9 protein-coding genes and 2 rRNA genes (1 of these 11 cut by a window edge) are annotated in these 13,567 nt (G+C 60.7%); 1 reads left to right on the top strand and 10 read right to left on the bottom strand.

The window, feature by feature from the left end; all coding sequences use genetic code 11:
- Positions 1 to 14 precede the first annotated feature (14 nt).
- From fkpB to murJ, 5 genes are all read right to left on the bottom strand, one after another.
- Positions 15 to 452 carry an FKBP-type peptidyl-prolyl cis-trans isomerase gene (gene fkpB, locus ABX298_RS13800; RefSeq protein ID WP_003258215.1) on the bottom strand — a complete coding sequence of 146 codons (438 nt, stop codon included), beginning with the start codon at positions 450 to 452 and terminating at the stop codon, positions 15 to 17.
- A complete protein-coding gene (gene lspA, locus ABX298_RS13795; protein WP_025337596.1) occupies positions 445 to 960 on the bottom strand; it encodes a signal peptidase II in 516 nt (171 codons plus the stop codon). Before lspA ends, fkpB begins: the two co-directional genes overlap by 8 nt.
- Positions 953 to 3,784: an isoleucine--tRNA ligase gene (ileS, locus tag ABX298_RS13790; RefSeq protein ID WP_085592500.1), complete on the bottom strand. Its 2,832-nt coding sequence runs from the start codon at positions 3,782 to 3,784 to the stop codon at positions 953 to 955. Before ileS ends, lspA begins: the two co-directional genes overlap by 8 nt.
- Positions 3,781 to 4,731, bottom strand: coding sequence for a bifunctional riboflavin kinase/FAD synthetase (gene ribF, locus ABX298_RS13785; protein WP_025337594.1), 951 nt, complete (start codon positions 4,729 to 4,731; stop codon positions 3,781 to 3,783). The genes ileS and ribF overlap by 4 nt, the downstream gene beginning before the upstream one ends.
- 118 nt (positions 4,732 to 4,849) lie before the next feature.
- Entirely contained in the window at positions 4,850 to 6,388 is a 1,539-nt protein-coding gene (murJ, locus tag ABX298_RS13780) for a murein biosynthesis integral membrane protein MurJ (RefSeq protein ID WP_075043650.1), read from the bottom strand.
- 250 nt (positions 6,389 to 6,638) lie between these two features.
- Between murJ and rpsT the strand changes: the two genes are divergently transcribed.
- Positions 6,639 to 6,917 (top strand): 30S ribosomal protein S20, encoded by a 279-nt coding sequence (rpsT, locus tag ABX298_RS13775; protein WP_003247625.1) that lies wholly within the window; start codon positions 6,639 to 6,641, stop codon positions 6,915 to 6,917.
- A 244-nt stretch (positions 6,918 to 7,161) separates the two neighbouring features.
- On the opposite strand, the gene ABX298_RS13770 is transcribed toward rpsT, so the two are convergent.
- The 5 genes from ABX298_RS13770 to ABX298_RS13750 form a co-directional block, all read right to left on the bottom strand.
- Positions 7,162 to 9,462, bottom strand: a complete 2,301-nt coding sequence (locus tag ABX298_RS13770; RefSeq protein ID WP_367393234.1) for an MlaD family protein — start codon at positions 9,460 to 9,462, stop codon at positions 7,162 to 7,164.
- The gene (locus ABX298_RS13765; protein ID WP_367393233.1) at positions 9,455 to 10,078 is read right to left on the bottom strand and encodes a paraquat-inducible protein A; all 624 of its coding nucleotides are present in this window, start codon (positions 10,076 to 10,078) and stop codon (positions 9,455 to 9,457) included. The genes ABX298_RS13770 and ABX298_RS13765 overlap by 8 nt, the downstream gene beginning before the upstream one ends.
- Positions 10,065 to 10,724 (bottom strand): paraquat-inducible protein A, encoded by a 660-nt coding sequence (locus tag ABX298_RS13760; protein ID WP_367393232.1) that lies wholly within the window; start codon positions 10,722 to 10,724, stop codon positions 10,065 to 10,067. Before ABX298_RS13760 ends, ABX298_RS13765 begins: the two co-directional genes overlap by 14 nt.
- A gap of 256 nt (positions 10,725 to 10,980) precedes the next feature.
- Positions 10,981 to 11,096, bottom strand: a 5S ribosomal RNA gene (gene rrf / locus ABX298_RS13755).
- A gap of 136 nt (positions 11,097 to 11,232) precedes the next feature.
- Positions 11,233 to 13,567 (bottom strand): 23S ribosomal RNA (locus ABX298_RS13750); it runs 556 nt beyond the window's last position.

Raw genomic sequence — 13,567 nt, 5'->3', positions numbered from 1 at the left:
GCTCGGCTCCAGGCTTACAGGGCCTTCACCTCGAGGATCTCCACCTCGAAGGTCAGGGTCTTGCCAGCCAATGGGTGATTGAAGTCGATGGTCACCTGGTCGTCATCGAACGCTTTGACCACACCCGGCAGCTCGGTGTTGGCGGCGTCGTTGAAGATGATCAACAGCCCTTCGGACAACTCCATGCCCTCGAACTGAGACCGCGGCATGACTTGCACGTTCTGCGGGTTGGGCTGGCCGAAGGCGTTCTCCGGGGCCACCACGACGGTACGCTTGTCACCGCCCTTGAAGCCGAACAGCGCGTTCTCGAAACCCGGCAGCAGGTTGCCATCGCCAACCTTGAAGGTGGCCGGGGCCTTGTCGAACGTGCTGTCGACGGTGTCGCCGTTTTCCAGGTGCAGCGCGAAGTGCAGGGTGACTTCGGTGTTCTGGCCGATACGGGTGTCAGTCATGGACCGGATCCTCGGACTTCTTGCTCTTGAACATATCCAGCGCCAGCATCACCGCACCAACGGTAATGGCGCTGTCGGCCAGGTTGAAGGCCGGGAAGTAATGGCGGTTCTGCCAGTGCACCAGGATGAAGTCGACCACATGGCCGAGCACGACGCGGTCGTACAGGTTGCCGATCGCGCCACCCAGCACCAGCGCCAGCGCCACGGCCAGCCAGGTCTCGTTGCGCCCCAGGCGCTTGAGCCACACCACCAGCACGGCACTGACCACCACGGCGATCAGGGCGAACAGCCAGCGCTGCCAGCCGGAGCTTTCCGCCAGGAAGCTGAACGCCGCGCCAGTGTTGTAGGCCAGGGTCCAGCTGAAGTAGTCAGGGATGACGACAACCTGCTGGTACATGGTCAGGGCATTGTTGAAATACAGCTTGGTGGCCTGGTCGAGGACCAGTACCACCAGGCTCAGCCAAAGCCATGCAAGGCGCCCGAAGCGCCCCGCTGCAGGGTTAGGCATAGTGGCGCACCTCGCCGGAACCGCTCAGGTTGTCGACGCAACGGCCGCAGATTTCCGGGTGCTCCGGGTGGCTGCCGACGTCGGCGCGGAAGTGCCAGCAACGGCCGCACTTGGCGTGGCCGGACTTGACCACTTGCAGCTTGAGGCCTTCGACTTCGGTGGCCACGGCTTCGGCTGGCGCCTGCACGAACGGCACCACGCTGGCAGCCGAGGTGATCAGCACGAAGCGCAGTTCGTCGCCCAGCTTGCCCAGGTCGGCGCTCAGGCCTTCGTCGGCGTACAGGGTGACTTCAGCCTGCAGGTTGCCGCCGATGACCTTGGCGGTACGCTGGTTTTCCAGCTCCTTGTTGACCGATGCCTTGACGGCCATCACGCGGTCCCAGTAGGCGCGGTCCAGTTCGGTGCCTTCCGGCAGTTCGCTCAGGCCCTGGTACCAGCCGTTGAGCATTACCGACTCGTTGCGCTCGCCTGGCAGGTACTGCCAGATTTCGTCGGCGGTGAACGCCAGGATCGGCGCGATCCAGCGCACCAGCGCCTCGCTGATGTGGTACAGCGCGGTCTGGCAGGAACGGCGGGCGACACTGTTGGCGCCGGTGGTGTACTGGCGGTCCTTGATGATGTCGAGGTAGAAGCCACCCAGCTCCTGCACGCAGAAGTTGTGCACCTTGGAGTAGACGTTCCAGAAACGGTACTCGCTGTAGTGCTCTTCCAGCTCGCGTTGCAGCAGCAGGGTGCGGTCTACGGCCCAGCGGTCCAGCGCCAGCATGTCTTCCGGGGCCAGCAGGTCGCGGGCCGGGTCGAAGCCGGACAGGTTGGACAGCAGGAAGCGTGCAGTGTTGCGGATACGGCGGTAGGCGTCGGCGCTGCGCTGCAGGATCTGCTCGGAAACGGCCATTTCACCGGAATAGTCGGTAGCGGCAACCCACAGGCGCAGGATATCGGCACCCAAGGTGTTGTTGACCTTCTCCGGCTCGATGGTGTTGCCCAGCGACTTGGACATCTTGCGGCCGTTCTCGTCCACGGTGAAGCCGTGGGTCAGCAGCTCGCGGTACGGCGCGTGGCCGTCGATGGCGCAACCGGTCAGCAAGGACGAGTGGAACCAGCCGCGGTGCTGGTCGGAACCTTCCAGGTACAGGTCGGCACGCGGGCCGGTGGCGTGGCCAATGTCATGCGAGCCACGCAGCACGTGCCAGTGGGTGGTACCCGAGTCGAACCATACGTCGAGGGTGTCGGTGATCTTGTCGTACTGCTCGGCTTCAGCACCCAGCAGTTCGGCGGCGTCCAGCTTGAACCAGGCCTCGATGCCTTCCTGTTCGACGCGCTTGGCCACTGCTTCCATCAGCTCGACGGTGCGTGGGTGCAGCTCGCCGGTCTGCTTGTGCAGGAAGAACGGGATCGGCACGCCCCAGTTGCGCTGACGCGAGATGCACCAGTCCGGGCGGTTGGCGATCATCGAATGCAGGCGCGCCTGGCCCCAGGCCGGCACGAACTTGGTGTCCTCGATGGCTTTCAGTGCACGCTCGCGCAGCGGCTCGCCGGTGGTCGGCTGCTTGTCCATACCCACGAACCACTGCGCGGTGGCGCGGTAGATCAGCGGGGTCTTGTGGCGCCAGCAGTGCATGTAGCTGTGGCTGATGGTTTCGGTGTGCATCAGCGCACCGACTTCGCTCAGCTTCTCGACGATGGCCGGGTTGGCCTTCCAGATGAACTGGCCGCCGAAGAATGGCAGCGAGTCGACGTACACGCCGTTGCTCTGCACCGGGGTGAGGATGTCGTCGTTGACCATGCCGTAGCGCTTGCAGGTGACGAAGTCGTCTTCACCGTAGGCTGGCGAGGAGTGCACCACGCCGGTACCGGCGCCCAGTTCGACGTAGTCGGCCAGGTAGACTGGCGACAGGCGGTCGTAGAACGGGTGGCGGAAGTTGATCAGTTCCAGCGCCGAACCCTGGGCGGTGGCGATGACCGAGCCTTCCAGGCTGTAGCGCTTGAGGCACGACTCCACCAGCTCTTCGGCCAGTACCAGCAGGCGCTCGCCGGTGTCGACCAGGGCGTACTTGAACTCCGGGTGGATGTTCAGTGCCTGGTTGGCCGGGATGGTCCACGGAGTGGTGGTCCAGATCACGATGGCGGCCGGCTTGGCCAGCGAAGCCAGGCCGAAGGCAGCAGCCAGCTTGGCCTCGTCGGCAACAGGGAAGGCAACGTCGATGGTCTGCGATTTCTTGTCGGCGTATTCGACTTCGGCCTCGGCCAGGGCCGAACCGCAATCGAAGCACCAGTTCACCGGCTTAAGGCCCTTGAACACGAAGCCTTGCTTGACCATCTCGGCCAGGGCGCGGATTTCGCCGGCCTCGTTGGCAAAGTTCATGGTCTTGTACGGGTTGTCCCAGTCACCCAGCACGCCCAGGCGGATGAACTCGGTCTTCTGCCCTTCGATCTGCTCGGCGGCGTACTCGCGGCACAGCTCGCGGGTGCGGTCGGCGGACAGATGCTTGCCGTGGGTGACCTCGACCTTGTGCTCGATCGGCAGGCCATGGCAGTCCCAGCCCGGCACATACGGCGCATCGAAGCCGGACAGCGTCTTGGAACGGACGATCATGTCCTTGAGGATCTTGTTCAGCGCATGACCGATGTGAATCTTGCCGTTGGCATAGGGCGGGCCGTCGTGCAGGACGAACTTGGGACGATCCTTGCCAATTTCGCGCAGCTTCTGGTACAGGCCAATGCTGTCCCAGCGCTGCAGGATCTGCGGTTCGCGCTGAGGCAGGCCGGCCTTCATGGGGAAGGCGGTGTCCGGAAGGTTAAGCGTGGCTTTGTAGTCGGTCATTTCAGGCTCTTCGTTAACGGTTGAGCGTGCCAATGTGCACGTGCGGCGGCGATATCCGCATCGATCGCCGACTTCAGCGCCTCCAGGGAGGCGAATCGCTGCTCTTCACGCAGCTTGTGGTGGAACTCCACCGTCAGGCGCCGGCCGTAAAGGTCGCCGGCATAGTCCAGCAGATGAATCTCCAGGTGCGGGCGCCCGTCACCGGCAACGGTGGGGCGCACGCCGATATTGCCGACACCCGGCCAGGCCTTGCCGTCGATTTCGATGCTGGCCAGGTAGACCCCGGACAGCGGCACGCGGCGGCGCTTGAGCTGGATGTTGGCGGTAGGTGTGCCGAGCTGGCGGGCCAGCTTCTGGCCATGCAACACGCGGCCGCTGATGCGGTACGGGCGGCCCAACAGGTGCTCGGCCAGCTCGAAGTTGCCTTCGGACAGGGCCTTGCGCACTTCGGTGCTGCTGACCCGCAGGCCGTCCTGGATCACCGTGTTGGCAGCCTCGACGGTGAAGCCGTACTGCTTGCCGGCCTCGACCAGGAAGGCGAAGTCGCCGGCGCGGTCGCAGCCGAAGCGGAAGTCATCGCCCACTTCGAGGTGGCGTACACCCAGGCCGTCGACCAGGATGGCCTTGACGAAGGCATCGGCACTGAGCTTGCTCAGGCGCTGGTTGAATGCCAGGCACAGCACCCGGTCGATACCCTCGGCCGCCAGCAGCTCGATCTTGTCGCGCAGGCGGGCCAGGCGGGCCGGCGCGGTGTCGGGGGCGAAGTACTCGCGTGGTTGCGGTTCGAAGATCACCACGCAGGTCGGCAGGCCCAAGGCCTGGCCGCGCTCGCGCAGGCGCGCCAGGATCGCCTGGTGGCCGCGGTGAACCCCGTCGAAGTTGCCAATGGTGGCGACACAGCCCCGGTGCTCGGGGCGCAGGTTGTGAAGACCTCGAACCAGCTGCATAACGCGCTTCTTGCTCATAAAGTGGCCGATTATAACCACACCCGGGCGCTGGTGACAGGCAGCAGCGCCCAAGGGCGGCGTGGAATGCGAAAAACCGACGCCTGACCCGCCCGATGCCTTAGTGCAAGGCCTTGCGGGCGAAATGCCGAGGCCGGAAGCCGCACAGGTACAGGCAGCCGAAATAGGTCACGATGCCCGCCAGTACCAGAGCCGCCAGGCGCACCAGGCGCTCGAGCATGTTGCCCTGCTCCCAGGCCGGCAGGTAATGCATGCCGGCCAGCAACACCGCCGACATCAGCCCCACTGCCAGCACCAGCTTGAGCAGGAACATCGCCCAGCCTGGCTGCGGCTGGAACAGCTGCTGGCTGCGCAGCTTCCAGAACAGCAGGCCGGCGTTCAGGCAGGCCCCCAGGCTGATCGCCAGGGCCAGGCCGGCATGCGCGAGCGGGCCGATCAGGGCCAGGTTGAACAGTTGGGTGCAGACCAGGGTAAATACCGCGATCTTCACCGGTGTACGGATATTCTGCTGCGCATAGAAGCCCGGTGCCAGTACCTTGACCAGAATGATCGCCAGCAAGCCCACGGAATAGGCGATCAGCGCCTTCTGGGTCATGGCTGCGTCGACGGCAGTGAACTTGCCGTACTGGAACAGCGCCACGGTCAGTGGCTCGGCGAGGATGGCCAGGGCCAGGGTGCATGGCAGCACCAGCAGGAAGCACAGGCGCAGGCCCCAGTCGAGGATCCGCGAGTATTCCTCGCGGTCCTTGTTGGCGTAAGTCTTGGCCAGCGTCGGTAGCAATATGGTGCCCAGGGCCACCCCTAGCACGCCGGAAGGCAGCTCCATGAGGCGGTCGGCGTAATACATCCACGACACCGAACCGGCCACCAGGAAGGAGGCGAAGATGGTGTTGATGATCAGCGAGATCTGGCTCACCGACACCCCGAGGATCGCCGGCAGCATCTGCTTGAGCACCCGCCACACGCCAGCATCACGCAGGTTCAGGCGTGGCAGCACGAGCATGCCGATCTTCTTCAGCGCTGGCAGCTGGTACAGCAACTGCGCCAGGCCGCCCGCCAGCACGCCCCAGGCCAGGGCCATGATCGGCGGGTCGAAATACGGCGTGAGCAGCGCGGCGAAGGCAATCATCGCCACGTTCAGCAAGGTCGGGGTAAAGGCCGGTACCGAGAAACGGTTCCAGGTATTGAGGATCGCCCCGGCCAGGGACGACAGCGAGATCAGCAATATATAAGGAAAAGTCACCCGTAACAGGGCAGTGGTCAGCTCGTATTTTTCGGCGCTGTCGACAAAACCTGGTGCGGTCGCCCACACCACCCACGGCGCCGCCAGGATGCCGATGGCGGTCACCAGCGCCAGAACCAGGGTCAGCAGGCCACTGACATAGGCGACGAAGGTGCGGGTCGCCTCCTCGCCTTGCTGGGTCTTGTATTCGGCCAGGATTGGCACGAAGGCTTGGGAAAAAGCGCCCTCGGCGAAGATGCGCCGCAGCAGGTTGGGCAGCTTGAAGGCGATGAAGAAAGCATCGGTGGCGATGCCGGCACCGAAAACACGCGCCAGGATGGTGTCGCGGACAAAGCCCAGCACCCGCGAAATCATGGTGATCGAGCTTACCGCAGCCAGGGATTTGAGCAGGTTCATCGAAAAGATTCACGCCAAGGGCAGAGGACGCTGCCAGACAGCGTCCGAATGTGCGATACTCCCGCGCCTTCGCAGGGGAGCCAAAAATTCCCGAGTTTACAGGTCGCGCAGCAGAAAGGAATATTTCCCTCTTGTTGGCGCACCGCTCGGCGGAACCTTGCAGGTGGCCTTGACATCCGTTCGACTGATCGGCATGATTCGCGGCCTATTTTGTTTGCTATTTACCTAAAGTCTTTCGAGGAGCTCGACGGTGGCCAACACACCTTCCGCCAAGAAACGTGCAAAACAGGCTGAGAAGCGTCGCAGCCACAACGCCAGCCTGCGTTCCATGGTCCGCACCTACATCAAGAATGTAGTCAAGGCCATCGACGCAAAAGACGCCGAAAAAGCGCAAGCCGCTTACGTTCTGGCTGTGCCTGTAATCGACCGTATGGCCGACAAGGGCATCATCCACAAGAACAAGGCTGCTCGTCACAAAGGCCGTCTGAATGGCCACATCAAGGCGCTGAAAGAAGCTGCAGCTGCCTAAGCGACGTGCTAGTCGAAAAACCGACCCTAGGGTCGGTTTTTTGTTGCCTGCGATTTGTGTTTGCGCCCCCTCGGTGGGAGCGGCCTTCTGTGGGAGCGGCCTTGTGTCGCGAAAGGGTCGCAAAGCGGCCCCCGGCAATTTCAGCATCTGCGCTGAGATAAGGGGGCCGCTGCGCGCCCCTTTCGCGACACAAGGCCGCTCCCACACAAAAAAGCAGGGCCATGTTTGGTAGCCCTGCCATATGTTACTTGGCGATCTGAATCTTCGGCGCCCACTGCAGCCATTCATCCTCGGCCTTGTCGAACAAGGCGAACGTCTGCTGCGGCCGTGCCGGGTTGCCCATCTGCTCGCCATCCGGCGTGGCAAAGGCGATACCGCCGTCGATCATGGTCTCCACCGACTCGGTACGCACCGTAACCCCCTTGACCAGCCCCCAGTCGAAACCGAAGCCGCTGCTGTTCCAGAAGCGACTACCGCTGCGCACCAGGGCCGCATAGCGCGGCTCGATCAGGATATGGATCAATACGCGGTCAGCACTCTGGCCCAACTCGAAGCCCGTCACCTTGCCCACCGCAACCTCACGATAGGTCACCGGCACGCCCGGCTTGATCGAGCCACGGCGCGGAGCGCTCAGCGTCAACGGCAGGCCGACTTCAGGCCCTGCCACCTGCGGGGCGTCGGCCAAGGCGATGAAATCGCGCTGTGGGCCACGGTCCTTGGCAGCCGGCTGCACTTCCAGGTACTGCCCGCCCACCAAGGTGTCGAGGTTCTGCGTACGCACCAGGCCAAAGGCCGGCTTGACCACCCAGAACTGCGTACCGACGCGGGCGATACGGTCCGCCGCTTCGGTAATGCGCGCCCGCAGCAGCACCGCCTGCAGGTCATCGGTCAGGTCGACGCTCTCGATGCTGCCCACATCCAGGCCGCGGAAGCGAATCGCCGTGCCCGGCTTAAGGCCATCGGCACGGTCCACGCGAATGGTGATCAACGTACCCGCGCGGTTGACCGCATCCTGGCTGTCATGCAGGCGGAAGCGCGGGATGTGGCGTTTCAAGGGTACATCGGGCCGTGGCGTGTCGAATGCGATACCACCGGCCATCAGGGTTTGCAGTGATTCACTCTTGATCTTGATGCCCGACAGGCCGCCCGTCAGGGTGATGCCACTGACATTCCAGAAGCGCGACGAACCGTTGACCAGCTTTTCGTATTCCTTCTCGATATGCACACCGATCAGGATGCGGTTGCTGTTGCGAGCGAACTGGTAGCTCTGCACGCTACCCACCTTCACCTGGCGGTACATGACCGGGCTACCGACTTCCAGCGAACCCAGGGTGTCGGCGAACAGCACCATGTGCAGGCCTGGTGCCTTGAGGTCGAGCGGCGGTGCCTTGGCGCGGGCTTCGAACTCACGCTCTGGCCGCGCACCCTTCTCACCAGGGCGAATGGCGATGTAGTTACCCTTGACCAGCGCTTCCAGGCCGGTGATACCCGCCAGGGATATCGATGGTTTGACCACCCAGAACTGCGTGCCCTCGACCAGATAATCCTCGGCCAACGGGTCCAGCGTAAGCTCGGCCGATGCACTGGCCAGGTTGTCTGCCATTGTCAGGGCTTTGAGCGAGCCCACCTGGATGCCCTTGTACATGACCGGTGTACGGCCCGCCTGGAGGCCCTCGTAATCGCTCAATTTCACCTTTACCCGGATACCGGCCTGGGCCGCATCGAAGTCCTCATACAGACGGAACGGCAGGTTCGAGTCGGTAGGTGGGCTGTCCTTGCGGTGTTCCGGCGTCGCAAAGGCGATACCACCGGCAACAATGCTCGACAGCGATTCGCTACGCACTTTCACGCCCGAGAGCGAGGCATCGATGCTGACGCCGCTGGCATTCCAGAAACGCGTGTGCTTGCGCACCAGGCTGGCATAGGCCGGCTCGATGAAGACCTTGATCTCGACGGTGCTCTGGTCCTCGGACAGGCGATAGCTTTTGACCCGGCCAACCTGGATCTGCTTGTAGAACACCGGGCTGTCACGGTTGAGCGACCCCAGCCGCTCGGCCTTGAGGGTAAGGTGCAGGCCCGGCTCGGTGTCCGAAAGCGGCGGTGCCACCTTCAAGGCGGTAAAACGCTTGGTGCGCTCCCCCTCCCCCGGGCTGACGGCGATGTAGTTGCCTGACACCAGTGTTTCAAGACCGGAAATACCTGCCAGGCTGACGCTCGGCTTCACCAGCCAGAAACGCGTACCTTTGGTCAGATGAGGCTCGGCAGCCTTGTTCATCTCGATGGTGGCGATCACCCCCTGGTTATCACCCTTGGCGTCGAGCACCAGGCTTTTGACCTTGCCAACCGGCATGCCCTTGTAGATCACCTCGGTCTTGTTGGCGACGATACCCTCGCCCGACTCGAAGCGGACTTCAATTTCCACACCGGCATCACGGTAAGCCTGCCACGCAAGCCAGCCACCGATCATCAAGGCGATCAAAGGCAGGATCCATATGGCCGACCAGTTCGAGGCTGGGCGGGTTTTAGCCGTTGGCAGGTCACTCATGGTCGTCATCCGACTCCGTGTTATCCCAAATCAGTCGGGGATCGAAAGTTAAAGCGGCAAGCATTGTCAGGATTACCACAGTTGCAAAGGCGACAGCGCCCAGGTTGGCTTCGACACTGGCTATTCGGCCGAAATTCACCACCGCCACCAGGATGGCGATGACGAAGATATCGAGCATGGACCAGCGCCCAATGAATTCGATGAGGCGGTACATCAATATCCGTTGCCGTGCCGAAAGCGGCTGCCGGCGCTGAACGGAGTACAACAGCAAGCCGATGCCCACCAGCTTGAACGTGGGCACCAGGATACTGGCAATGAACACCACGGCAGCAATAGGCACCATGCCATGCTTGAGCAAGGTGATGACGCCGGACATGATCGTGTCGGGGCTGCCTTGGCCCAGGGTGCTCACGGTCATGATCGGCAGCATGTTGGCCGGGATGTACAGGATCGACGCGGCAATCAGCAGCGCCCAGGTGCGCGCGATGCTGTTCGGCCGACGGGCATGCACGATGGCACCGCAGCGTGTACAAGTTTGTGAAGTGCTGTCTGGCTGTTGCCTGTTCAGCTCGTGACACTCATTGCAGACAAGAATGCCTGCATCAATCGCCCGCATGCAGGTCCTCCCCTGATAGCGCACTCCAGATCTGGTGCGGTGACATCACCACCTCGAGCCACACCTGGATCAATAACAGGCTGATGAAGCAGAACAGCCCCAGGCCCACGGTCAGTTCGGCCAGGTCCACCAGCTTGACGATGGCCACCAGCACGCCCATGAAATAGACCTCGAGCATGCCCCAGTCACGCAAGTGGTGATAGATGCGGTAGAACAGCAGGCCGAAACTACGCCCCACGTTCAGGCGGATGCTCAGGAGCACGACCAGCTGACAGAGCAGTTTTGCCAGAGGGATGGCCATGCTGCACAAGAACACCACCACGGCCACGCCGCGCATTTCCGAGTTGTACAGGCCCAGCACGCCGCTCCAGACGGTATCGTCCGATGTCTGGCCAAGCAGGTGCAGCTGCATGATCGGCAGGAAATTGGCGGGCACAAACAGCAGCAAAGCGGTGAGTACCAGGGCCAGGCTGCGGTTGACCACATTGTGCCGATGGGCGTAGAGCTCGTAGCCGCAGCGCGGGCATTGGGCCTTCTCATCATGCTGGAGCACGGGCTTGCGCAGCAGCAGGTCGCATTCATGACAGGCGACAAGCTCGTCCAGCGGCAACCGGGCCAAGGTTTCAGGTTCGACAGGATTGGGCATATAGCGCTTCTGAATAGGTGCGTGGGCCTATTCTAGTGTTCTGGCTCGAATTGTGGGAGGCAACATAACAGCGGGCCTGCGCGACCTTTGTAGGAGCGGGCGCGCCCGCGAACACCGGCGAAGCCGGTGCCATACACCGCGTCGTCTGTTTCGCGGGCGCGCCCGCTCCCACAGGGGCTGCGTATGCCCGGGAATTTTTGCACCACAAAGACAAAACCCCTACCTGCATGTGCAGATAGGGGTTTTGCGAAATGAATCTTGACGATGACCTACTCTCACATGGGGAAACCCCACACTACCATCGGCGATGCATCGTTTCACTGCTGAGTTCGGGATGGGATCAGGTGGTTCCAATGCTCTATGGTCGTCAAGAAATTCTGTTGCCAGAATGTCCAGATGGACAGCCCAGCGAATTCGGATATGCGATATTTGTGATGTTGCGAACTTTCGGTTCTTTCGTCTTCACCACCACAATTTGGCTTTCGTGCGCAAATTGCTTGGGTGTTATATGGTCAAGCCTCACGGGCAATTAGTATTGGTTAGCTCAACGCCTCACAGCGCTTACACACCCAACCTATCAACGTCGTAGTCTTCGACGGCCCTTCAGGGGATTCAAGATCCCAGTGAGATCTCATCTTGAGGCAAGTTTCCCGCTTAGATGCTTTCAGCGGTTATCTCTTCCGAACATAGCTACCCGGCAATGCCACTGGCGTGACAACCGGAACACCAGAGGTTCGTCCACTCCGGTCCTCTCGTACTAGGAGCAGCCCCTCTCAAATCTCAAACGTCCACGGCAGATAGGGACCGAACTGTCTCACGACGTTCTAAACCCAGCTCGCGTACCACTTTAAATGGCGAACAGCCATACCCTTGGGACCGGCTTCAGCCCCAGGATGTGATGAGCCGACATCGAGGTGCCAAACACCGCCGTCGATATGAACTCTTGGGCGGTATCAGCCTGTTATCCCCGGAGTACCTTTTATCCGTTGAGCGATGGCCCTTCCATACAGAACCACCGGATCACTAAGACCTACTTTCGTACCTGCTCGACGTGTTTGTCTCGCAGTCAAGCGCGCTTTTGCCTTTATACTCTACGACCGATTTCCGACCGGTCTGAGCGCACCTTCGTACTCCTCCGTTACTCTTTGGGAGGAGACCGCCCCAGTCAAACTACCCACCATACACTGTCCTCGATCCGGATAACGGACCTGAGTTAGAACCTCAAAGTTGCCAGGGTGGTATTTCAAGGATGGCTCCATGAGAACTGGCGTCCCCACTTCAAAGCCTCCCACCTATCCTACACAAGCAAATTCAAAGTCCAGTGCAAAGCTATAGTAAAGGTTCACGGGGTCTTTCCGTCTAGCCGCGGATACACTGCATCTTCACAGCGATTTCAATTTCACTGAGTCTCGGGTGGAGACAGCGCCGCCATCGTTACGCCATTCGTGCAGGTCGGAACTTACCCGACAAGGAATTTCGCTACCTTAGGACCGTTATAGTTACGGCCGCCGTTTACCGGGGCTTCGATCAAGAGCTTCGCTTGCGCTAACCCCATCAATTAACCTTCCGGCACCGGGCAGGCGTCACACCCTATACGTCCACTTTCGTGTTTGCAGAGTGCTGTGTTTTTAATAAACAGTCGCAGCGGCCTGGTATCTTCGACCGGCATGGGCTTACGGAGCAAGTCCTTCACCCTCGCCGGCGCACCTTCTCCCGAAGTTACGGTGCCATTTTGCCTAGTTCCTTCACCCGAGTTCTCTCAAGCGCCTTGGTATTCTCTACCTAACCACCTGTGTCGGTTTGGGGTACGGTTCCCAGTTATCTGAAGCTTAGGAGCTTTTCTTGGAAGCATGGTATCAACCACTTCGTCGCCTAGAGGCAACTCGTCATCAGCTCTCGGCCTTGAAATCCCGGATTTGCCTAAGATTTCAGCCTACCACCTTAAACCTGGACAACCAACGCCAGGCTGGCCTAACCTTCTCCGTCCCTCCATCGCAATAACTGGAAGTACAGGAATATTAACCTGTTTTCCATCGACTACGCTTTTCAGCCTCGCCTTAGGGACCGACTAACCCTGCGTCGATTAACGTTGCGCAGGAAACCTTGGTCTTTCGGCGTGCGAGTTTTTCACTCGCATTGTCGTTACTCATGTCAGCATTCGCACTTCTGATACCTCCAGCAAGCTTCTCAACTCACCTTCACAGGCTTACAGAACGCTCCTCTACCGCGTCATCAAAGATGACACCCGTAGCTTCGGTGCATGGTTTGAGCCCCGTTACATCTTCCGCGCAGGCCGACTCGACTAGTGAGCTATTACGCTTTCTTTAAAGGGTGGCTGCTTCTAAGCCAACCTCCTAGCTGTCTAAGCCTTCCCACATCGTTTCCCACTTAACCATGACTTTGGGACCTTAGCTGACGGTCTGGGTTGTTTCCCTTTTCACGACGGACGTTAGCACCCGCCGTGTGTCTCCCATGCTCGGCACTTCCAGGTATTCGGAGTTTGCATCGGTTTGGTAAGTCGGGATGACCCCCTAGCCGAAACAGTGCTCTACCCCCTGGAGTGATACATGAGGCGCTACCTAAATAGCTTTCGAGGAGAACCAGCTATCTCCGAGCTTGATTAGCCTTTCACTCCGATCCACAGGTCATCCGCTAACTTTTCAACGGTAGTCGGTTCGGTCCTCCAGTCAGTGTTACCTAACCTTCAACCTGCCCATGGATAGATCGCCCGGTTTCGGGTCTATACCCAGCGACTAAACGCCCTATTAAGACTCGCTTTCGCTACGCCTCCCTATTCGGTTAAGCTCGCCACTGAATATAAGTCGCTGACCCATTATACAAAA

This window comes from Pseudomonas sp. X4, assembly GCF_040784925.1.
GTDB lineage: Bacteria > Pseudomonadota > Gammaproteobacteria > Pseudomonadales > Pseudomonadaceae > Aquipseudomonas > Aquipseudomonas putida_Z.
This window is presented reverse-complemented; position numbering and strand designations above follow the sequence as displayed.

Coding starts and splice junctions, on each gene's coding strand:
- fkpB (WP_003258215.1), bottom strand. CDS start 452: ATGACTGACACCCGTATCGGCCAGAACACCGAAGTCACCCTGCACTTC.
- lspA (WP_025337596.1), bottom strand. CDS start 960: ATGCCTAACCCTGCAGCGGGGCGCTTCGGGCGCCTTGCATGGCTTTGG.
- ileS (WP_085592500.1), bottom strand. CDS start 3,784: ATGACCGACTACAAAGCCACGCTTAACCTTCCGGACACCGCCTTCCCC.
- ribF (WP_025337594.1), bottom strand. CDS start 4,731: ATGCAGCTGGTTCGAGGTCTTCACAACCTGCGCCCCGAGCACCGGGGC.
- murJ (WP_075043650.1), bottom strand. CDS start 6,388: ATGAACCTGCTCAAATCCCTGGCTGCGGTAAGCTCGATCACCATGATT.
- ABX298_RS13770 (WP_367393234.1), bottom strand. CDS start 9,462: ATGAGTGACCTGCCAACGGCTAAAACCCGCCCAGCCTCGAACTGGTCG.
- ABX298_RS13765 (WP_367393233.1), bottom strand. CDS start 10,078: ATGCGGGCGATTGATGCAGGCATTCTTGTCTGCAATGAGTGTCACGAG.
- ABX298_RS13760 (WP_367393232.1), bottom strand. CDS start 10,724: ATGCCCAATCCTGTCGAACCTGAAACCTTGGCCCGGTTGCCGCTGGAC.